The sequence below is a fragment of the Muribaculum sp. An289 genome, assembly GCF_002159555.1.
GTDB lineage: Bacteria > Bacteroidota > Bacteroidia > Bacteroidales > UBA932 > Merdivivens > Merdivivens faecigallinarum.
Genome location: NZ_NFIV01000006.1, coordinates 59,069 through 81,941, shown reverse-complemented (window position 1 = coordinate 81,941; position 22,873 = coordinate 59,069). Strand labels below are relative to the sequence as shown.

The 22,873-nt window shown below is 43.5% G+C and carries 17 protein-coding genes; 11 read left to right on the top strand and 6 right to left on the bottom strand.

Annotated features, from left to right (window positions below; translation table 11 throughout):
• Positions 1-5: 5 nt before the first annotated feature.
• The 3 genes from B5F83_RS06335 to B5F83_RS06325 all read right to left on the bottom strand — a co-directional run bounded on the left by B5F83_RS06335 (position 6) and on the right by B5F83_RS06325 (position 3,642).
• Positions 6-662: a hypothetical protein gene (locus B5F83_RS06335; protein ID WP_087277981.1), complete on the bottom strand. Its 657-nt coding sequence runs from the start codon at positions 660-662 to the stop codon at positions 6-8.
• Between the two features lie 2 nt (positions 663-664).
• Positions 665-3,370 carry a DEAD/DEAH box helicase family protein gene (locus B5F83_RS06330; protein WP_087277984.1) on the bottom strand — a complete coding sequence of 902 codons (2,706 nt, stop codon included), beginning with the start codon at positions 3,368-3,370 and terminating at the stop codon, positions 665-667.
• A 65-nt stretch (positions 3,371-3,435) separates the two neighbouring features.
• Complete coding sequence (locus B5F83_RS06325; protein ID WP_087278405.1) at positions 3,436-3,642, bottom strand: helix-turn-helix transcriptional regulator; 207 nt, start codon at positions 3,640-3,642, stop codon at positions 3,436-3,438.
• Between the two features lie 88 nt (positions 3,643-3,730).
• On the opposite strand from B5F83_RS06325, the gene B5F83_RS06320 reads away from it, so the two are divergent.
• From B5F83_RS06320 to B5F83_RS06280, 9 genes are all read left to right on the top strand, one after another.
• Positions 3,731-4,540, top strand: coding sequence for a nucleotidyltransferase domain-containing protein (locus tag B5F83_RS06320; protein WP_087277988.1), 810 nt, complete (start codon positions 3,731-3,733; stop codon positions 4,538-4,540).
• Between the two features lie 4 nt (positions 4,541-4,544).
• Positions 4,545-5,105, top strand: a complete 561-nt coding sequence (locus tag B5F83_RS06315) for an SLATT domain-containing protein (RefSeq protein WP_087277991.1) — start codon at positions 4,545-4,547, stop codon at positions 5,103-5,105.
• 177 nt (positions 5,106-5,282) lie between these two features.
• Positions 5,283-7,178, top strand: a complete 1,896-nt coding sequence (locus tag B5F83_RS06310) for a DUF262 domain-containing protein (protein WP_087277994.1) — start codon at positions 5,283-5,285, stop codon at positions 7,176-7,178.
• A 10-nt stretch (positions 7,179-7,188) separates the two neighbouring features.
• A complete protein-coding gene (locus B5F83_RS06305) occupies positions 7,189-9,300 on the top strand; it encodes a DUF262 domain-containing protein (protein ID WP_087277997.1) in 2,112 nt (703 codons plus the stop codon).
• A 472-nt stretch (positions 9,301-9,772) separates the two neighbouring features.
• Positions 9,773-9,982, top strand: coding sequence for a helix-turn-helix transcriptional regulator (locus B5F83_RS06300; RefSeq protein WP_087278000.1), 210 nt, complete (start codon positions 9,773-9,775; stop codon positions 9,980-9,982).
• The gene (locus tag B5F83_RS06295; protein ID WP_087278004.1) at positions 9,979-10,317 is read left to right on the top strand and encodes a HipA N-terminal domain-containing protein; all 339 of its coding nucleotides are present in this window, start codon (positions 9,979-9,981) and stop codon (positions 10,315-10,317) included. The genes B5F83_RS06300 and B5F83_RS06295 overlap by 4 nt, the downstream gene beginning before the upstream one ends.
• Positions 10,310-11,275, top strand: a complete 966-nt coding sequence (locus B5F83_RS06290; protein WP_087278007.1) for a HipA domain-containing protein — start codon at positions 10,310-10,312, stop codon at positions 11,273-11,275. Before B5F83_RS06295 ends, B5F83_RS06290 begins: the two co-directional genes overlap by 8 nt.
• Positions 11,272-12,543, top strand: a complete 1,272-nt coding sequence (locus B5F83_RS06285; RefSeq protein WP_087278010.1) for a serine hydrolase — start codon at positions 11,272-11,274, stop codon at positions 12,541-12,543. Before B5F83_RS06290 ends, B5F83_RS06285 begins: the two co-directional genes overlap by 4 nt.
• A 205-nt stretch (positions 12,544-12,748) precedes the next feature.
• Positions 12,749-13,888: a hypothetical protein gene (locus tag B5F83_RS06280; RefSeq protein ID WP_087278014.1), complete on the top strand. Its 1,140-nt coding sequence runs from the start codon at positions 12,749-12,751 to the stop codon at positions 13,886-13,888.
• 402 nt (positions 13,889-14,290) lie between these two features.
• On the opposite strand, the gene B5F83_RS06275 is transcribed toward B5F83_RS06280, so the two are convergent.
• Positions 14,291-15,046 carry a protein phosphatase 2C domain-containing protein gene (locus B5F83_RS06275; RefSeq protein WP_087278017.1) on the bottom strand — a complete coding sequence of 252 codons (756 nt, stop codon included), beginning with the start codon at positions 15,044-15,046 and terminating at the stop codon, positions 14,291-14,293.
• A gap of 121 nt (positions 15,047-15,167) precedes the next feature.
• On the bottom strand, positions 15,168-17,663 hold the full coding sequence (locus B5F83_RS06270; RefSeq protein WP_087278019.1) for an excinuclease ABC subunit A: 2,496 nt from the start codon (positions 17,661-17,663) through the stop codon (positions 15,168-15,170).
• A 316-nt stretch (positions 17,664-17,979) separates the two neighbouring features.
• Between B5F83_RS06270 and trkA the strand changes: the two genes are divergently transcribed.
• Complete coding sequence (gene trkA / locus B5F83_RS06265) at positions 17,980-19,335, top strand: Trk system potassium transporter TrkA (RefSeq protein ID WP_087278022.1); 1,356 nt, start codon at positions 17,980-17,982, stop codon at positions 19,333-19,335.
• Between the two features lie 12 nt (positions 19,336-19,347).
• Positions 19,348-21,129, top strand: coding sequence for an ABC-F family ATP-binding cassette domain-containing protein (locus B5F83_RS06260; protein ID WP_087278025.1), 1,782 nt, complete (start codon positions 19,348-19,350; stop codon positions 21,127-21,129).
• A 12-nt stretch (positions 21,130-21,141) separates the two neighbouring features.
• On the opposite strand, the gene ettA is transcribed toward B5F83_RS06260, so the two are convergent.
• On the bottom strand, positions 21,142-22,818 hold the full coding sequence (gene ettA / locus B5F83_RS06255) for an energy-dependent translational throttle protein EttA (protein ID WP_087278028.1): 1,677 nt from the start codon (positions 22,816-22,818) through the stop codon (positions 21,142-21,144).
• Positions 22,819-22,873 lie beyond the last annotated feature (55 nt).

Here is a 22,873-nt window from a genome sequence, read left to right as displayed (position 1 = left end):
ATTTCCTATTCAAAATTTTTATGTTCTACTATAAACATGTCATCTAATGTAACTTTATAAGTATTTACTTCAGTTACATAATAGAATGGATATTGAGATTTACCCTCCTTTGACACATCGATAAAACAATTCCACGGAGATACTTTTGGAGATGGAGCTCCTGGATCTAGACAGAAAATTTTAGTTATGACGTCATTCTCATCGCTTTCTATTCCTATAGCCAATAAAGCATGTGCACCATCATTGAATTCTGTCGAGATTATAACTGGAGTATTCTGGCTTACGAATTGCCCTATCAATTCAATTCTATCATCATTAGTTCTTGGCCTTTTGTGTATTGCCCTAATTTCAAATGGCTGTTCGTTGATTTCTCGTGCTAATGCTGTATAGTTATAACCATTTTGAATAAAACCTTGCTCATAGAAAAAATGATATAAGAATTTGCCTTTTGGAGTACGCCTATCGGGGAAATTATACAGTTTAATATCTTGCTCTTCAATCATCCCCTGGCATAGCATTGCCATCACAAGGGAATAAATAGAACATGCGCCATCTAAATCCCCTTGTTGCTTATGTACATTGACCCATCGACCATTTGCATCTTTTGTTTGCAAACCAGTTCGATTTAATCTTATGCTATCTATTATTTGTATGGTTGTCATTATTATGCTGCTTTTCTTAAAACTACAAATGTGTATAGAGAGTGTAAAGCTTCGTTAGCTTTCTGCATATTGCCAAAGGCACGGATCATCTGTGCTGCCTGAGTTGCATCATCTTCACGAATCTCTTTGATTGTACAAGCTCCGTTGGAAGCAATATAATCTACAATACGACTGATGACTTCACGTTGTTTATCTGTTATTTCGCGCTGGTTTTGTCCTAACCATAGATTGAAATATTGTTTAGATGTAGAAACAACACTATCTAACCGCTCAATTTGGTGTAAAGCAAAACGTACAAGCTGTATGATATTAGTCAAAGCATCGCTCTCCTCTTTTGTAGAAGAACGTCGAACGCTATTTGGATTCAGAATGGCATATGAGTTCCATAATTGCTTGGAAGTAAAATGATTGTTAGCCATCTTGAGTTTGTTTTCCAAATCTTTTAGCATTGAATAGGTAATTGGCTCTCCTTCATTATTATAAATTATACGTAGAGCTTCTATTTCATCACTATGTTCTTTGCAAAAATCTTCAAAGGCTTCTATGGTATTTTTAGCTTCTTCTATTGAAAAACCTTTAGATACAAGCGTGTCTTCACCAGGCATTAGTGTGTTGACAAACCCGGCAGCAAGAATAAGCAGATATCGACGCGCATCTGCATGATTTGCAAGCGGAGCTACTAAACCTTTCCGTTCGTTATTAGGCTCTTTAGTACTTATGAATGGCGGCAGAATATTATTTTCAAATGCTTCGTAAATCCTTGAAGCAAGTTCTTTCATGTCGTCATTTGCTAAACGTACGAACTCAGTTCGCTGTGAATTATCAGCTTTGTTATATATTCTGGAAAGTGTTGCAGCAAGACGTTTCAGATGCTCGTCAGGAAGGTAACCATGGGTAATCTGTTCCAACAGCTCTTTAAGAGTAATAATCTTTGTAGTCGGCTCATCAGTTATCGTAGGTATTGTTTTTTCGTGTTCAGTAACACCTACGGCATCTATCAAATAGAAACAATCTTTACTAAACGCATTTGGGGTAACATTCCGTAACTGTTCATCTCCAATTGTGCGTACACCACGTCCTTTCATCTGTATATAGAGCGGTAAAGATTCTACATCACGCATGAAGATCAATACTTCAAGAGGCTTAACATCTGTACCAGTTGCTACCAATGTGCAAGTTACGGCAATTCTGAAATCCTTATCATTCCGGAACTGACGTATCAATTCATTACTATCGCCCGCGGAATAAGTTATTTTTTGCACGAAACGGTCATCTGTATGTCCAAATACCTCTTTAGTTATCTGTACGATATTGCTGGCATGAGTCTCATTTAGAGCAAAGATCAAAGTCTTTGGCAGATAGTCAAAATTTGCTTCTCGCTGTGGATCATTGAACAACTCGGTATAGACGACATCGCGATAAGTGGAGAGAATAAGTTTTATTTGCGCAGGGTTAATGACACTTCTGTTTAGCTCTTTATTGGTATATGTTTTCGTTTCTTTATTGGAAATGGTTTTTACATCTCCGGTATAACGTGTTTCTTCTTTGATTTTTTCTCCTTCTAATATAGCTCCGCCATTTTCTGTAACCTGAGTTTTGATTCGATATACGCGGCAATCTACATTTACACCATCAACGATACTTTTCTCCAATGTGTAGTTGACTATACGATTATTGTTAAAGAATGCCATTGTTTCAGGAATTGGTGTGGCTGTCAATCCAACAAGTCTGGCTGTATCAAAATATTCCAATACCTTACGCCAATTCCCATAAATGGAGCGGTGACACTCATCTATGATAATCAGATCAAAATAATCATGTGGTAAATTGGGATTAGGAGGCAATACAACTTCTTCTGTAGGATCATTATTATCATCGTTGTCATTATCCTCAATAACATCGCCTTTCAGAAAAGAAAAAAGACGCTGTATTGTTGAAATAACGACATTGCTATCAGATGGTATAGAAGAGGAACGAAGACGATTCACTGAAAATATTGTATTGAATGCATCTCCATTTTCTGTCAACCGGAAAGTTCCAAATTCTCCCTCTGCCTGTTTCCCGAGGTTATTTCTGTCCACAAGAAATAGTACTCTTCTCATTGGAGTATATGAAAGAAGACGATATGCAGCAAGACATGCGGTATATGTCTTACCTGCACCTGTTGCCAATACCATCAAGGCGCGATTCTGCCCACTCCTGAAACTTTTTTCCAGTTCAGTAACTGCCTCATACTGACAATCACGTAATCCTTTTTTTCGCAAAGTTGGGAGTCCGGCAAAATAATCATTTATTCCCAACAGCTTAACCAATTCATGAGGAGTTGGAATCGTCATAATTTGTTTGAAACAAGAATCCTGTTTACGAAAGTCACAGAAGTACAAGTCTTTCCCATTTGAAGTAAATATGAAAGGCAAAGGCTTTTGGTATACTTGATAGATATTAGGAACATTCCGGGCATATAAAACAGCCTGTTCGCACACAGTATTGGAAAAAGGATCTATCTCTTCTCTTTTTGCCTCAAGCACACCTACGGCTTTTCCATTAATAAAAAGAAAATAGTCAGCCTCTAGGTTACCTTTTAAAAGTCCTTCCCTTATGGCTACAGCAGTACAGTTTGGTTCGTAGTTGTCTCTATCAACTACTTTCCAGCCAGCATCCGTAAACCACTGATCTATTTTTTGCCTCGCTTTTTCTTCTGGTGTCATATATTCCTATATTTTTATATTATCGGAAGTTGCATACTAGAAAAATAACATCTACAAAGAACAAACTATTGACGTTCATCCTTGTCTGTTATCAGATCTTTTAAGTCTACCTGAAGAATCTCTGCAATTTGCTGCAGTGTCTCCAAGTTAGGCTGGATTCTGTTGCAAGCATAGGCATTGACCATACTGAAGCTCTTATCCAGTTTTTTAGCCAACCACGTTTGGGAAATACCTTTGTCCGACAAGACTGCCTTTATCCTATTTAGTTTCATTCTTAGATGCAATTTTATTGCGCAAATATAGCGAATTATATTCAGTAACTTGATTGTTTTACTATTTTTGCATCTAAAATACATTAATATGGATACAGTAAAAAAGAGAGGAGAAATAATAAGTGCAGATCAACGTTTGTTGGTCTCTCAGCGCTATAAACGAATAACCAGAGCCGTGAACTCGGAATTTTGGAATAGTGATAGTGAAACTACCCATAGTTTGTATGTAGGTTCCTATGGAAGAGGTACTGCTATCGATACGAGTGATATTGATATGCTTGTAGAGTTGCCGAGAAGAGAATATGAAAGGTATGACATATTAAAAGGTAACGGTCAATCACGATTGTTACAAGCATTAAAAAATGCCATTTTGAAAACCTATCCAAGGAGTGACATACATGGGGACGGACAAGTTGTAGTGATAAACTTTACGGATGGTATTAGATTTGAAATTTTACCAGCTTTTCGTCAAGAGGATTGGTTGGGGAATTGGAACGGAAAATATGATTACCCAGATTCGAACATGGGTGGTAACTGGTTGACAACAGATCCTAAAATTGAACAGCAAGCAATGAGGGAAAGAAATGCAGCAAGTAATGGCTTATTATTCGACACTTGTAAACATATGCGTGAAATTCGTGATAACCATTTCAGTAGTTACCATCTTCCAGGAATTGTGATTGACAGTTTCGTTTATCACTATATTGCTGATTGGCATTGGACAAGGGAGTGGGAACAACGCTCGGATTATCCAACCGGCACCTACGAAAAGAGACTTTATAATTCATGCCCAATTTGGAATTTTAATCTTACCGCACCAGGAAGTGAAATGCCTGTTGAAACATCTGGTTATATTGATGTATTAAGAAAAGTCTTAAAATATATGTCAGAAGAATAAGAACATGGATAATCAAATAGCTATTCAATATAGAGAAATTCTTGAGCGTTTTAATAAAATTATCTGGACGCACAAAATTCATTTATGCCAAGCCGATATTTACCTAGCTAAAAGAAAAAAGCAAAATTTAATTCTTTCTTTTTTATCTGCATTAGTATCAGCTTCGGCTATTACTAATATATTTAAATGGTTGCCAGAAATAGTGATTGTTCCATTAATAGCCTTTTTATCACTAGCATTAACTTATTTTACGACTAAATACAAGGCAGAGAATTTGGAAAAGAAAGCGGCCGACAACGAAAGATTTGCGGCAATTATGCATGATTTGCGTAACAGATATGCCGGTTTTTTATCTGATATAAAAGCTGGTTTATACACAAAGGAACAAATATCGGAAATTCGCCTACGCTTAGAGCAGATAGAAAATATTATCTATTCAGGTATTGTTCCATACACATCCAGCGAAGCTGTAAATAAGGCCTCAAAAGCATTAAAGAATAAGCAAGAATCTACGACAACCGATGAAGAAATTTCTCAAATCATATCCAGTAATTTACAATTATAAGATATAGGTTGCAAAAGCGAGAAGTTTACAATAGTATTATTATCAATCGAATTATAAAGATATCCTGACTTTTGTTCTTGTAGACTGGTATAATGCATTGTATAGTTTTCTAAAGATTATTGGCATATTTACATTAACAATAGAGAATAATAGCAAGTCATAATACTTTATTTGAACATGGAACTTATTTTTTCAGTACGAGAGTTATTTGCGGAATATCTTAAATCTGGAGAACATTTTACAATTCCAGCATATCAACGTGGATATAAATGGAAGATAACAGATATAGAGCAATTATTAGATGATATTGACTCTTTCGAGACTCATGGAGATAACGATGTCTTTTATTGTCTCCAGAATATTACAATAGTAGCCCAAAAGGATAGAAATTATAATGTAGTTGATGGGCAACAGAGACTTACAACCCTTTCGTTACTTTTAGCATATTTTGGGGAATTTGAGTTGATTGAAGGGAAATTGCAATATGATGTCCGTGAGGAATCAATGAATTTTCTTAAAAATTATGTATTTAACTGGAAGTTGTCAGCATTCAAAAACAATGCTAGTCAACAAGGAGGCAGGTTGCTGGAATGGAGCGAACTGGGCATAGAAGAAGACGATCAATACAATTATCAGGATATATTTTACATGTACAATACATGTAGAACAATCGAATCGTGGTTCAAGGAACATTCAGAAAAAAAAGATATGATGAAGGACAAAATCCTGAACCATGTAAAATTGATTGTCAACCTTCCTCAAATAAATTCAGATCAAGAGTTCGACTTGTTTGACAACCTTAATGGTAAACGAGTTCCTCTGGATGGGGCTGATCTTATTCGTGCAATAGTGATTACCCGGGTAGCCAGAAAGGACGTAGAAGATATTCATGATCCTATCAAGCATGATGTCATTCTTAATGAGAATCGTATAAAAAATGGCCTAAAACTAGATTCAATCAACAATTGGTGGTGTAACGAGGAGCGACAGAATTATTTCAAATATTTTACCAGAAATATCAACTCAAAAGGAGAACACATAAAGTTCGATGAAAGTAGATACCCCATTGACACCCTCTACAAGCTGATAGTTCAGACTTATGAAGGACAAAAATATCTTGGCATTCATGAAGATACTCTTTTGAAAGGAAGTGGTACAATTAAACTGATGTATTTTGAACATTCTGATAATCTGTGTCGCCTGTTTATTTATATACAGGATATCCAGCGTCTTGTCGAATATTGGTACGATGATTCCGAGTTGTACCATTTAGTCATGTACTGCGCTGTCTATCTGGGAATGACATTCAATGAACTCACAAATCTGTGGATTTCTCACAACCGCTTATCATTCATCTCGAACTTGAAAGAGAAGATTCGGGAGAAAGGTTGGATCAAATCCGTACTCAAAACCACCGATGATAATGGAGGAACCCTTTCGGATGAGGATTTAAATTTCCAACAAAACTGGTATGACGATGAGGAAATGATTCCTGTCATGGTACTCTTGGATGTTATCCGTATTCAGAACTCAAAAGCAACCAAATTCCCAATTGCCAATCTTGATTCCCAGCATTTCTGTGCTGTCAAAGAGGATAAAGAGCATATCTTCCCGCAAACGCCATTAAACACCGGATATCGGATCGAAACATTAAAGGATTACATTAAGATTGCCTATAAATGTGGGTACGGTAAGAAAACAGAACAATGGGCCTTTGGATTAGTTGACTACTATTGGCCCCTGATTCATGACAATGAAAACTTCAGGAATTGGTTCAACAATAAGATGACAAACGAAATTATACCTCTAAACTCTTTGGGAAACGTCTGTCTTCTGCAAGATAAAATCAATAGAGGTTATGGTAATGCCTCATACACACAGAAGCATTTTGACATTATGAAGAAAGCCGCAAGGGGCGAGTATATCAGGCCACATGTCCTTGACGCCTTCTCAAAAATAATGGCAACCGAAGACCAACGGTCAGATCCTTCATATATGCTACAATGGGATAAGAGAGACATTGTGTTAAGGAGGCAATACATTGTAGACCAGATTAGAAACTTCCTATTTTAATGATATTATTATGAAAAGACAAACATATTTGAGAGATGAGAATTTGCTAACACTACTCTCTCTGCATGATTTTATAGTTCCTGAGATACAAAGGGAATATGTTTGGGGCAGTCCCGACAATTGCAGTAGTGTACTTATTCCATTCTTGGAAAGCATTAGAGACGAAGCACAAATTGATGAACATTGTCATTATGCGCATAGTCAAGAAAACCATCATATAGGATTCCTCTATTCTTACAAGCCTCAGTACATCCGAGACCTATCCAGCCGAATTGTAGATGAATACCTGATAGATGGTCAGCAACGATTCACGACTCTATTTATCCTACTACTTGTAAGAGCGGCCAGGGAGAACCGAATGACGGATTTCTGTAATCTGATACGTTGGGATGACGGATCAATGGCTTTTGACTACAAGGTTCGCCAACTTACACACAGGTTTATCTACGATTTGGTTGAGCATTTTAAATCTGACGATAGTCTGCAAACATTGAAAGAAATTACCAGTGAGACTTATCCGTGCTGGCTTTTGAAAGACTATCAGAATGATATGACCGTCAGCAATATCATGAGAGCAATTAAATGCATTGAAGAGATATTTAGTAATTCTGATGGCTTCTATTATGACTATCTTCTCACCAAGATACATTTTTGGCATTTTAAGACTGATGTAACTTCTCAAGGAGAAGAACTTTACATCACTATGAACTCAAGAGGAGAAGAACTGTCAAACAATGAAATGCAGAAATCAAGAAAGCTGAAAGTAGCAGAGATGTCTCAATTGAAGGAATGGGGAAGACTTTGGGAAGAATGGCAAACATACTTTTGGCGGAATCGAGCCAAAGGGTGCGGCAGTAAGGCAAACTATGATGCAGACAAAGGCTTCAATAATCTCATTGCATGTATAGACGCAATGGAAAATAATTTAAAGATTCAACTTAGCTCCATTGAAGATATGAAAAACTCAGTAGAGGCTCTGCAATTCATGGTTGACACAGATTGGAACAAAGAATTGCAACAAATATATCCAGGATACTATACTGACTGGATTAGTACTTTGAAACAAGATATTTGGGCAAAAATCAATACAACAGATGCTAAATGGCTTATTGAAAAAGACACTGACACGACTCAAAGAGAAAACGCAGTCTTTCTGTGGCCATTGTTCTACTATTACTTTCTCGAAAAGTTATCAAAGAATCCGGAAGGAATCAATAAAATGACCTTTGTTAGACTCATGCATCTCTGCTACCTTAACTTTCATTCAAGAAAAACCAATGATGCGTCATTAGGGACTTTTGTTCAAACTATTCATTCCACTCGCTGCAATATGACGAATTTGGATGAACTCGATGAGGAAAATCGTAAATTCATATCTAAAGAACATTTATATGTTTCGAGATATATAAATGATCCTGAGATTGAATCTTTAATTTGGAAGATTCAAGATAAATCCTATTTCCTTGATGGTGAGGACGTCGGAGGTGATACAATCATCAGTTATCTCGAGGATATTGCCGCTCTCAATATTGATGTTAAAGAAGCTCTTAAAAATTTGATACATAACTATGATGTCATGTTCCCTAAGGATGCAACATCAAGAAACGAGATTCTTCTCAAACGAATTCTCCTTCATTATGAAGACAGCGAAGGGAATGCATTTTGGAGGCGAGTGAGTCCATACTACGACAGGAATTATGAAACTTCTTCATGGAAACGGATTGTGCGTCATGGTGCTTTCTTAAGATTCTATAAGGAGATCAGCAATAATTATACATATGCGTTCACTCAGGATGACTTGTCTGATTTCATAGGCAGAAAACAAGATGAATTCTTTTCGGACGAAAGAAATAGGTGCTTTACTGGTCCCAAGTGGGACGATAGGCGTCTTGCCGTTTTTTTTGATATAATTACTGACGGTCAACTTTGGATAGCAGGTAATCATAAGGATCTTGGCTTTCATGAGGATTTCGACTCAAATTTTAAAGTCTTTATGGGGCACACCATTATAGGAAATAGAGTATGTGGAAGAAGACATCAGTGGCAGTACAAACAGCTGCCGGACAAGTGGGAATGTAAGCTACAAAATATGTATCCATCATATACGTTTACATTTGAGTAAGGTTGTTGTAAAGAATGGAAATTTTTGTTTGTCCTCCCTTTTCCTCCCATCGCCTCAGCCCGTCTCAGGCGGTGCGGTTTGTTTGCGCAAATTTCATCGACTGTTGCATAATATACTGATAGTCAATATAGATAAATTTCTTCAACGAGGAGGAATATTAGAAGCCTTTATTTAGGTTAAATAACTGAATATCAGCGCGATGAACAAAGAAAATTTGTTTGTCGCGCTGGTGTTTTATGGACTTTTGTGTGGACTTTTACGGTGCGGGGTGTTTGAAAAAAATACATTACTAAAAAATTCATCGCCAACGCGAGGGAGTTGTGGGTACCGCCATAAGAAACTTTGTGCTTTCAAAAAGCAATTTTATATCACAACGGGTATAAAAATACTCTTATTTAATGATTTATACCCAATATGATATAACAACAAAATATTTTCATATATTTGTACCCGAACAGTTATAATTTGGTACATGAATAATCTTTCCGCTACTGTAAAATCATTGCGAAAGCAATTCAATATGACCCAAGAGGAGCTTTCCGTCAAATCCGGTGTCGGATTACGGTTCGTCCGTGATTTGGAACAAGGGAAATCCACATTACGCCTTGACAAAGTAAATCAATTGCTTGATTTCTTCAATTATGAAATGGCTCCACAACCGAAACAAAATAAACAGCGATGAGACGGGCAAACATATATTACAAAAATTTACTGGCAGGAGTGCTTACGGAAGGAGACCAAGGTTATGAGTTTTATTATCTTCCGGAGTATATAAAATCGACAGGAGCAAAACCTATCAGCCTGACTTTACCTTTGCGGGAAGAGGCCTACAGAAGCAATGTCCTGTTCCCGTTCTTCGACGGCCTTATCCCTGAGGGGTGGCTGCTGGATGTGGCTTTGCGCAATACGGATATCAGTATACTTGACAGGATGTCTTTACTGTTACTTTGTTGTAATGACTGTATCAGCGCCGTAAGTGTCGAGCAGGTAATCGAGGAGGAAAATACAAATGGATAAATGCTTGTATTGTTACCGCCCGCTTGAAAAGGGAGAGACGGATTTTCATGCCAAGTGCGCAAAGAAATTCTTTGGGACGGAGAAAGTCCCTGTTTTGGATTATACTTGTGAGGAGTTGGAGAAATTGGCAATACAGGTTATCAAAGACCGTACTTCACTTACCGGCGTACAGCCCAAATTGTCCCTACATCTCAATGAACATGAAGGGAGTCAAAGACTGACTATCGTTGGCTTATGGGGAAATTTTATATGCAAACCTCAAACAGTACGACTCGAACAGATGCCCGAAACGGAAGATTTGACAATGCATTTGGCTGAGTTGGCCAGAATTGACGTAGTACCACATACATTGATGCGTATGGCCGACAACAGCCTGTGTTATTTAACAAAACGGATTGACCGCTCAAGTACCGGTGAAAAGGTGGCAATGGAAGATATGTGCCAACTGACTGAAAGACTTACCGAGCATAAATATAAAAGCAGTTATGAACGTATTGCCAAAACGATAGTACAATATTCTTCAATGCCTAAAATGGATGTTACCAATTTTTTCGAAGTAATATTGTTTTCATGGATTACCGGAAATAACGATATGCATCTGAAGAATTTTTCTTTATATGAACCGACAGATGGGATTATACGTCTGACTCCAGCCTACGATTTGCTGAATGGCGTGATCCTGAATCCGAAAGATAAGGAAGAACTGGCATTGACCCTGAATGGGAAAAAGCAGAAACTGAAACGGTCGGACTTTATATTATCGGGTATGATGATGGGGGCCGAGCAGAAAACCATTGAACGCCTTATTAGGAAATATGTAAAGCTTTTGCCTGAAATGGAGGAAGTTATTGACAGGTCATTTCTGAATGATGAACTTAAAGACAAATATTGCGGGGTGATACGTGAACGTATAGGCAGGCTAAATTCAGAAAGACCACCTATTACGAACACGCTATGAGAAAATTCATACAAGCATTTGCCATACTGGCTTGCATGATGTCGTTGCATTCATGTATTATATATAAGGGGCTCAAATACGGCAATGCGGCAGTCGATGATTACACGGTATTTGAACAGGATACGGTGCACAGAGGTCCTCGGACTTTCACTTTTTCCGAACTGCCTGAAACGGAAAGGGTGCTGGACACGATGAAACTGGATTTTTATCTGGCCCGTCTGGATTCCGTATGCAAGATGAGCATCCCGGAATCAATGGAGAGTTGCGGTAAGCCGGCAGCTGCACTTATCATCAGAAATGACACGATAGTTTTCGAGCATTATTACGGTGGATGGAACAAGGATTCCCAATCATGCATCTTCTCTGTAACCAAGACCATAACATCGATGCTTTGCGGCATAGCGCTCAAGGAAGGATACATAAAGAGTCTGAGCGACCCGGTCACTGATTATATACCCGAACTTCAAAAGAAAGACCCTTTATTTGATTCGCTAAGGATAGAGCACCTCCTTGATATGACAGCCGGGCTGAAGTTTAAAGAGAACTACAGCTGGAATCCTTTTTCAAAAATGGCACATCTGTATATGGGCAACGATGCGATGAAAGTTGTCAAGAACACGAAATTCTCCCATAAACCCGGTGAATACTACCATTATGATTCAATGACGACCCAGATTCTGGGAATCATAATAGAAAGGGCTACAGGAATGCCGTATGCACAATATCTTTCCGAAAAGGTATGGCAACCGTTAGGGATGGAGAAAAATGCACTTATCGGACTGGACAGCAGAAAACACAGGGTGGCAAAAAGCTATGCCGGCCTTACAAGCAATGTGAGGGATTTGGCGAAAATCGGACGTCTGTATCTGAATGCAGGCAATTGGAACGGAACGCAAATTATTGATTCTGCTTTCGTGGCACGTTCATTAAGCCCGCATGTCAGCGGTGAAAAGCGCAGATATACTTATTCTTATTCCTGGTATTGGGGTATTATGGGAGAGAAGAGCTTCTCAGATACAGATAGTCTTAAGGCTTACTATCAGGACCCGCACAATCTGCCTGAGAATGTAACCTATCGTGGCTGGCAACGGCAGGAAGATGGCAGGGCGAGAGCTATTCTTCACCAAGGCGGCCATTGGGCTTTCGGGCTATACGGGCAGGTTCTATACGTCAATCCACGTAAAAATATCATAGGCGTATTTCTCGGTGCCGACAGGACGGAGGATTTCCAGAACGTCTTAGAAAAAGCGATGAACGCGCTTAAATAATTAAAGCTGTAAATCAATTAGATTGGCGGGGATTAATTTGCTTGGACAAAATACGGTTAAATGCTATCTTTGGCGCAGATTTGAATAACGCACCATCCAGCCACGGATTTTGAAATGCAGTCAAACAAGCGTTTGCCATAAGTATTATCATAACGGCCTGAATACGATGCGTGCCTTTTGTCGGTATCATTATTTTTAACAGATTATGAATAGTCGAATAATATCCATTCTTTTTTGTATTGTATCTGTAACGATTTCATGCGGTAAAAATAATTTGTCGCAGACCCAATTTATAAACGAAGTAAACCGGTTGACCCAATTGCATAATGGTTATATCCCAGATAAAGCGATAGACAAGCTTTTCCTTACAATAGAAGAAAATCCACAAACAATTGATTTTCAGATAGACAAATCTGACTTTGAAACAACAGCATTGATTATAACCACATCACAGGACGGCAGGATGCGGACATACAGTGTTGAACGGGGTGGCTTTATGGGGAATCCTGCCTTCGGATGTAATGCCCGCACGCTATTGCAATATCGGGATGACAATTCAATCAAGTGTATTGAGTTGGAGAATGTTATTGGCTACATTGCCAAAATAGTTCGAGTCGATACGCTAAAGCATCGTTATATTCTTCTGGATTATGAACAGGCAATATGTCAGGGCGATCATTTTTATATGAAATTGATGGGGGTTGAAATAACAGATTCCGGAGAGATTGTTCCGATAAAGATATTCAAGGAGGCAGGACACCTGTATTCTCACATCGATCTGAATTGGGAAGGATACGGATATGATGAGGCTTCCGATAAGGTGAAAACATCGGTTGAGTTGTTTGATTATCAATGCATGTATTATGATGAGAGTATAGGCGAACTGAGCATACCACATATTATCGAACATTACGGATATCCCATTGCGACAGAAGCGTGGCATTGTTATCAATGGGACGGGCGATATTTTGTAGACAAAGGAGTCGCGCCTTTGTTTGATTTGTATTGTGGAGATTTTCATATTATTATTGACTTATCTCAAGACGGCAACTATCGCTACAGATGTTGGAATAAAAATCGCCAAGTGTCCGATAAGCCCGATTTGCAAATAGACAGCGGAATAAAACTATATTGGGACGAATGTGGGACCAAAACGGTTTACGAAAATGCCTATGATATCTTGCCGACAGGATATATTTATACATTTTATAATAAAAACTATCGTTACGAATATCACACCGGGTGGTATAGAGGAAGGAATGTCGATGAATTGCGCATATATCGTGACAGCAATGAGCTGATATACCGACATGACTGCACACATGCGCCTGATGATTGCAATTAAAGCCATGTCTTCGGATTCCGGTGCGGCGTTTGGGCAAAATTCATCACGGATGAATAGGTTTGTGAGTAAAGAGGCGAAGCAGACGGAAAAAAACGGCCAAGATGTTTCAGGCTATGATACGAAAACTTGAACGGAAAATGCTTGCCGGCAAGAACCGGATTGCACCAGACAGTATTTAGGCGCACACCCCGAGTCAACTTTCAAAACCACAACTCACTGTCAATCAGGAACAAACAGAAGGCGTGTCAAAATATGGATGTGGATTCCGAGGGGTTTGAAACCTGCCAGAATCCACACTTGGGGAATTTCACCATGCCATTAATTTACTGTTTATCAACACATAACAACATGCAAGGCTTAAGTCGGGGTGCGCTTTTCAATTTTCCCGAAATAAAAATACCTTTACCTGGCTTCCAATACGATTGCCGTAACATTGTCTTTACCTCCCGCGAGATTGGCCGCTTCAATCAGAGATTCGACCTTTTGTTGCGGACTGCCCTCCCGCGCCAATATCCTTGCGATTTCAGCCGAAGGAATCATATCATATAGCCCGTCGGAGCAAATCAGATACTGTGCATCCGGCTCAATCGGAAAACTCCGGCTCACAATATATTCCGTATCCCAATCGAGCCGTGAATTGCCGATAAACCGAGTAATTATATTGCGTTGGGGATGAGACATGGCCTCCATTTCAGACAATAATCCGGCATCTTCCCGAATTCCGACCATCGAATGATCTTTAGAAAGTTTGACGAGCGAACCGTCCCTATAGCTGTAAAACCTTGTATCCCCGACATGGCACATATACGCCAGATTCCGTTCCATGTCAAACAAAACCGCCGTCAGCACGCAGCCCATGTTGCACAGCCTGGGATTTTGCTGCTGGGAAACGACAGCATTGTTGGCATATATGACCGCCTGTTTCAAGACATCCGCCCCGAAATCCGCTCCGAAATCCCCGTCCGGAGTATCCCTCAGATAATCCGACATACATTTGCAGGCAAGATATGAGGCCACTTCACCGCCTTCATATCCGCCGATTCCATCCGCGACGGCCGCAATTACACACCTTCCGCTCTGCTCAAGAAGATACGCATCTTCATTGTTTTCCCTGCAACGGCCGGGATCAGTCATTCCATAATAAGACAATCGATTCATAACATATTATTATTTTGCCTTCCATCCATGCTACCATATCGACAATGAAAAATACTCGTAGTCCGAAGAACATACCAAAGCTCCTGTCGTCAGGTCGAAAATCTGGATATAATACCTCAACTTATATAAACCTTCCCGTAATGCTTTCCGGACAGGTTTTTATCTGTTCCGGAGTACCGGCGGCCACTATCCTGCCTCCCTCGTCACCGCCTCCGGGCCCCATGTCTATGATGTAGTCTGCATTGCGGATTACATCGAGGTCATGCTCTATGACCACCACGGTGGCCCCACGGTCCACAAGACTCTGGAACACCCCGAGAAGGGTCTGCACATCGGACGGATGCAATCCTATGGTAGGCTCATCGAAAACGAAGACCGAGCCTTCCTGTCCCCGCCCCATTTCGCTGGCCAGCTTGAGCCTCTGGGCCTCGCCTCCGGACAGGCCCGGAGTCTCCTCGCCCAAAGTAAGATAACCGAGTCCGAGAGACTGGAGCACCTGCAAACGCTGGCGGACGGTTTTCAGGTCGTTGCAGGCCGCCAAGGCATCGTTCACGTCCATGGCCATAAGCTCCGGAAGCGAATAACGCTCCCCGGCCTCGTTTTCCCGATAAACGGAATAGGCCTCCTTTGAATATCTCGAACCGCGGCAATCCGGACACGGTATGTCCACATCCGGCAGAAACTGGACATCCAGACTGATTACTCCTGTGCCGTCACAGGTCGGACAGCGCAGGCGCCCGGTATTATATGAAAAATCCCCGTCCTTATAACCTTTTTTCTTCGCATCCCCGGTCTTTGCGTATATTTTCCTCAACTCATCATGCACATTGGCGTATGTAGCCACGGTGGAACGGACGTTTATACCTATCGGCGAGGCATCTATCAGCTTCACCTGCCGGATTCCTTCCGCTTCTATGCCCTTCACATGCCCGGGCAGCCTGCAACCCGAAACGCAGGACTGCAAGGCCGGGATGAGGCTCTCCAGCACCAAAGTAGTCTTTCCCGAGCCGGAAACCCCGGTAACAACTGTCAGCCGCCCTTTCGGGATATCCGCTTCAAGAGGCCTGACCGTATGAATCCTCCCTGTCGAAAGATGAATCTTCCCGTAACGGAAGACCTCGGCCGAGGCAGCCCTGTCGCGCATGCGGACATTGGCTTTTCCGGACAGGAACGGCCCTATTTCCGACACGGGATTACGCTCTATGTCTCCTATCGTCCCTTCGGCAATGACACGGCCTCCGGACGAGCCCGCACCCGGCCCCAGCTCTATAAGCCAGTCGGACTCCGCAAGAATCTGTATGTCATGATCGACCAGGACCACGGAATTTCCGTCCGCAATCAAATCCTTCATCACGCCGGCAAGTCCCCTGATATTGGCAGGATGGAGACCTATCGACGGCTCGTCAAGGACATAAAGTACCCCGGTAGTCCGGTTCCTGACCGCCCTGGCCAGCTGCATGCGCTGCCGCTCGCCCGTCGAAAGTGTCGAAGCCGCCCTGTCTATGCCGATATAGCCTATCCCGAGATCGAGGAGCCTCCGCGACACATCGAGAAAAGACTCGCAGATACTCTGGGCCATAGGCCGCATTTCCTCCGGCAAAGACCCTGGAATGCCCTTTACCCAGTCCACAAGCTCCGTCAACGTCATCTTGCAGGCCTCGTCCAAAGAGATTCCACGCACAAGCGGGGCGCGGGCCGCCTGCGAAAGCCGGCTTCCTCCGCAATCCGGACACGTCTCCGTCTTAAGGAATTTTTCCACCCGCTTCATCCCCTTCTCGTCCTTGACCTTCGCCAGGGCGTTCTCCACCGTATATACCGCATTGAAATAGGTAAAATCCAGTTCTCCCGCCTGATTCGTATTTTTCGATTTATAGAAAATATGTTTCTTCTCGGCCGGCCCGTGGAATACGATATCCCTCTCTTTCTCTGTCAACCGATTGAAAGGCACGTCCGTCCTGACTCCCATGGCCCGGCAGACATCGGTCATGAGCGACCACATCAACGTATTCCACGGAGCCACGGCCCCCTCATCGATACTGAGGCTTTCATCGGGGACAAGGGTGGACTCGTCCACCGTGCGCACAGTCCCCGTACCGTCGCATTTCGGGCATGCACCCTGGCTGTTGAACGACAGCTGCTCGGCGGAAGGAGCGAAAAAATGCGCCCCGCACTCAGGACATACAAGTTCCTGACCGGCAGCCACAAGCAGCGAAGGCTCCAAATAATGCCCGTTAGGACATCTGTGGCTGGCAAGCCGGGAATAAATGAGCCTCAGACTGTTGAGCAGCTCAGTTCCCGTACCGAAAGTGCTGCGTATGCCGGGAATGCCGGGCCGCTGATGCATGGCTAACGAAGCCGGGACATAAAGCACCTCGTCCACATCCGCCCTCGCCGCCTGGGTCATCCTCCTTCGGGTATAAGTCGAAAGCGATTCGAGATAACGCCTCGAACCTTCGGCATATAGGACTCCGAGGGCGAGCGAAGACTTCCCCGAACCTGAAACACCGGCAATGCCCACGATACTGTTCAAAGGCACTTCCACATCAATATTTTTAAGATTGTGCACCCTCGCGCCGCGCACGATGATTTTTTCAGGAGTTTTCATTTTTTCCGCCATAAGCCATCCGGATTTTTCAGAAGCAGTTTAAAAATTTTCTCAGAAGCTGTTTAAAATTTTTTCTCAGAAAATTTGAGACAGGCTTCCGTGCAGGTTTTTGCCGTTTTTTGAGGAGAATAGCAGCGCTATTTTACGATAAAAATGGCGGAAAGATGCCGGAATGATGTCACAAAGAACTTTTGAAAAAATTTTAAACAGCTTCTTCTCAATCAATTTACAAAAATACACTCTTTATCCGACATTCGGAGCCGCCCGGACCGACATAAAAAGAAAATTGATTATCTTTGAAAATTGATTGAAAATAAAATTTGTACCGATGAGAATAGTCATAGCCGGAGCCGGAGAGGTCGGCAGCCATCTGGCAAAGATGCTTAGTTCAAGTTCCGAAACCAACAACATAACCGTGCTCGACAGCAATCCGGAAAGGCTGGAAGCGCTTGCCGGGACTACGGACGTACTTACGGTCGAAGGCGACCCCTCATCCATAGAAAAACTGAAAGAAGCCGGAGCGGGGAAAGCCGACCTGTTCATAGCCGTAAGCCCGGCGGCCCTGCAGGACGTAAACATAGTGAGCGCACTGCTGGCTAAAAACCTCGGGGCGAAAAAGGTCGCGGCGAGGATAAACAACGAAGAATACATGAAGGCCGAAAACCGCCTGCTCTTCACTTCCCTCGGCATAGATTTGCTATTCTACCCCGAAAAGGTAGCCGCCGAAGAAATAAGCGAGCTGATGAAGCACACGGCTTCCACCGAATTCATGGACTTCGCACAGGGAAAACTCCAGATGATGGTATTCAAACTCGACGACGGAGCCTCCCTCATAGGAAAACGCCCCTCCGATTTTTCCGGAACCTACAAAGACCTTCCTTTCCGCGTTGTCGCCATCTCCAGAAACGGCAAGACAATCATCCCCCACACCGACACCAAGCTCAAGATGAACGACCTCATATTCATGATAACCAAGAAAGAGGGAGTGAACGAGCTGATGCGCTACACGGGGAAACCCAACATAAAAATCAACAGCATGATGATTCTCGGAGGAGGGAAAATAGGAGAATTCGTTGCGGCGAGCGCGGCCAGGACGACTTCGAACATCAAACTGATAGAACTAAAGAAAGACCGTTGCACCGAATTGTCGGAAAAATTCGACAACATCCTGGTAGTCAACGGAGACGGCCGTAATTCGGATTTTCTTATCGAAGAAGGAATCAAGGACTACGATTCATTCGTGGCCGTCACCAGCAATACCGAGACCAACATCCTTGCCTGCATGATAGCGAAACGCTTCGGAGTGCCGAAGACCATAGCCGAAGTGGAGAACATCGAATACATCCAGCTTGCCAAGGGAATGGGCGTGGACGCGGTAATCAACAAAAAACTCATAACCGCCGGACGTATCTTCAAACTCACGCTCAGCAGCAAGGTAAGGAATGTCAAATACCTGAGCGGGACGGAAGCCGAAGTGATAGAATACATCGTCAATCCGGAGTCGAAAATAACCACGGCGCCGCTGAAGGAACTCGATTTTCCCAAGGATGCGATTATCGGAGGGCTCGTAAGAGGCAAGGAAAGCATCATCGCCGTCGGGAGCACCCGGATAATGCCTTACGACAAAGTCGCCGTTTTTGCCCTGCCGCACGCTGTAAAGGAAGTAGACAAATTTTTCAATTAACACCGGAACGATATGCCGAGCTACCTGCAAGTCGAGAACATAAGCAAATCATACGGGCCCAAAACGCTGTTCGATAACATATCCTTCAACATAAACGAGGGGGACAAAATGGCCCTTGTCGGACCTAACGGATGCGGTAAAAGTTCCCTGCTGAAAATCCTCGCAGGGGCGGACAGTTCCGATTCCGGAGGAAAAATAATCTTCCTGAAAGACATACGGATTTCTTTCCTGGAACAGGAGTTTGCATACGACCCGGAAAAGACCATAATGGAGGAAATCATCGGAAGGGAGGAGGCCAGGAAAATCTGGCACAGCGAGGAACAGAAATGGGAATATGAAAGAAAACTCGTCAGCAACCTCACTTCCTTCCGTCTGACCGACACGGGAAAAAAGATGAAGGACCTCTCCGGAGGGGAAATAAAAAGGGCCGCCATAGCCGCGCTGCTTGCCGAAGAACCGGATTTCCTCATACTCGACGAACCTACCAACCATCTTGACATCGAAGCGATAGAGACTTTGGAAAACTATCTCTCGCGGTCGAGGTCCACCCTGCTCATGGTCACCCACGACAGGTATTTTCTCGACAAAGTATGCAACACCATCCTCGAACTCGACGGTGGCTCGCTGTACCTTTACCGCGGGAACTATGCCCAGTATCTTGAAAAAAGGGAAGAGAGGCTGAACAACCAGAGGGCCGAGACCGACAAGGTCCGCAACATTTTCAGACGGGAACTCGAATGGATGAGAAGCACCCCGCAGGCCCGCACCGGAAAGGCCAGATACAGAATCAACGCCTTTCACGACCTCAAGGAGAGGGCTGCCGCCACCGTACAGGACCGGAGCATCGACATGGAAGGACTCGAAAGTTCGAGGCTCGGCACCAAAATATTCAATTGCAGGAACGTTTCTTTCGGATACGGAGACAAAAAACTCATCGACGGCTTCACCTACAATTTTTCCCGATACGAGAAAGTCGGCATCGTAGGAGGCAACGGAGTCGGGAAAAGCACGTTTCTCCAACTGCTCACAGGCGAAATCCGACCGGCATCGGGAACAATCGAACGCGGCGAATCGCTCAAAATAGGATATTACAGGCAGGGCGGAATGAGGGACACCGATTTCGACCCCGACAAGACAGTACTGGAAACGCTCAACGACACATCGATGCTCAACCGCTTCCTGTTTCCGCACAGCATGTTCAATTCGAAGCTCGGGACACTTTCCGGAGGAGAACTCAGAAGGCTGTACCTTCTGGACATACTCATGAAAAGCCCCAACCTGCTCATCCTCGACGAGCCCACCAACGATTTGGACATCGTTACGCTGAACGTACTCGAAGAATATCTCTCGGACTTCAAGGGGACACTCATCATCGTGTCCCACGACAGGCATTTCCTTGACAGGCTGGCCGATCATCTCTTCATTTTCTGCGGGGACGGGGTCATTAAAGACTTTGTCGGCACATACAGCGAATACCGGGAATTCATCAGGGAATACGGCAAAACAGGAAAACAGCCCGAGAAAGCCAAGGGAGACAGCGCCTCCAAAAAAGAATGGAAGGAAAACAAGGAGAAAAAACGCGAAAAGGACAGGCTCTCGTACAAAGAGCAGAGGGAGCTGGAAAAACTCGAAAAGGAAATCGAGGCCTTGACGGCGGAAAAGAAGGAAATCGAAGAAAAACTGTCTTCGAACAGCTACGGATATGAAGAAATCACCCGGATGTCCGAAAGGATATCCGGGATAATCTCCGAACTGGAAACGAAGGAAGAACGCTGGCTGGAACTTTCCTGCTGACCGCCAGCCCCGCTAATCCTTCAGTTTCTTGTATCTGAAACGTTTGGGATCTTCATTGCCCATACGCGCCTTCCTGTTTTCCTCATACTCCGAATAACTTCCCTCGAAGAAATACACCGAGGAATCGCCTTCAAATGCAAGGATATGAGTGGCAATCCTGTCGAGGAACCACCTGTCGTGCGAAATCACGACGGCACAGCCGGCGAAGTTCTCCAGACCGTCTTCGAGAGCCCTTATCGTATTGACATCCACGTCGTTGGTCGGCTCGTCGAGCAAAAGCACGTTCCCTTCGTCCTTCAGGGTAAGCGCGAGATGGAGCCTGTTCCTCTCACCTCCGGAAAGCACCCCGCAGAGTTTTTCCTGGTCGGCTCCCGAAAAATTGAAGCGCGAAACATAGGCGCGTGCGTTCACTTCGCGATTCCCCAATTTTATGAAATCCCGCCCGTCTGAAATGGTTTCAAAAACCGTCTTGTCGGGGTCTATGCTCTTATGCTGCTGGTCCACGTAGGCGAGCCTGACAGTCTCACCTATCTCGAAATGGCCGCTGTCGGGTTTCTCGATACCCATTATCATACGGAAAAGGGTCGTCTTCCCGGCCCCGTTAGGGCCGATTACGCCCACTATCCCTGCCGGAGGAAGCGAAAAATCGAGATTTTCGAAAAGAAGCCTGTCCCCGTATGCCTTGGAAACCCCGTGGGCCTCGATGACCTTGTCTCCAAGGCGCGGCCCGTTGGGAATATATATTTCGAGCCTCTCCTCTTTCGCCTTCCCGTCCTCGTTCAACAGTTTGTCGTATGCGCCCAACCTCGCCTTGGACTTGGCATGCCTTGCCTTAGGGGCCATCCTCACCCATTCAAGCTCGCGTTCGAGGGTCTTTCTCCGCTTGCTCTCCTGTTTCTCCTCCATCGCAAGCCTGGAAGCCTTCTGCTCCAGCCATGACGAATAGTTGCCTTTCCACGGTATGCCCTCTCCCCTGTCGAGCTCCAGTATCCAGCCGGCCACATTGTCAAGGAAATAACGGTCATGCGTAACGGCAATGACAGTCCCCTTGTACTGCTGCAAATGGGCCTCCAGCCATTGTATGCTTTCCGTATCGAGATGGTTGGTCGGCTCATCGAGCAGAAGCACGTCCGGCTCGCTTATAAGGAGACGGCACAGGGCCACCCTTCTTCGCTCTCCTCCGGAAAGAGTCCCTACCAAGGCATCCGGTGCAGGACATTGCAGGGCATCCATAGCCCTCTCAAGTTTCGAATCCAAATCCCAGCCGCCGCAATGGTCTATCTTGTCAGTAAGCTCTCCCTGGTACTCTATCAGCTTGTTCATCTCCTCATCGGACATCGGCTCGGAAAAACGCAGATTGACCGCTTCGTATTCCGCAAGCAGGGCCGCCGCCTCCCCCGCCCCTTCACGGACGGTTTCCATCACGGTTTTCGAATCATCCATGACGGGTTCCTGCTCCAGATACCCCACCGTATATCCAGGGGCCCATACGACCTCTCCCTGGTAGGATTTCTCCACACCGGCGATTATCTTCATCAGAGTCGATTTTCCGCTTCCGTTGAGACCGATGATGCCTATTTTCGCTCCATAAAAGAAAGACAGGTATATGTCTTTCAATATGACCTTATTGTTATGCGGGAGAATTTTCCCGACACCGTTCATCGAAAAGATTATTTTCTCGTCTGCCATAAAAACATTTTTTATCAGAATCGGACAAAGATAACACATTTTTCGATGCCGCACC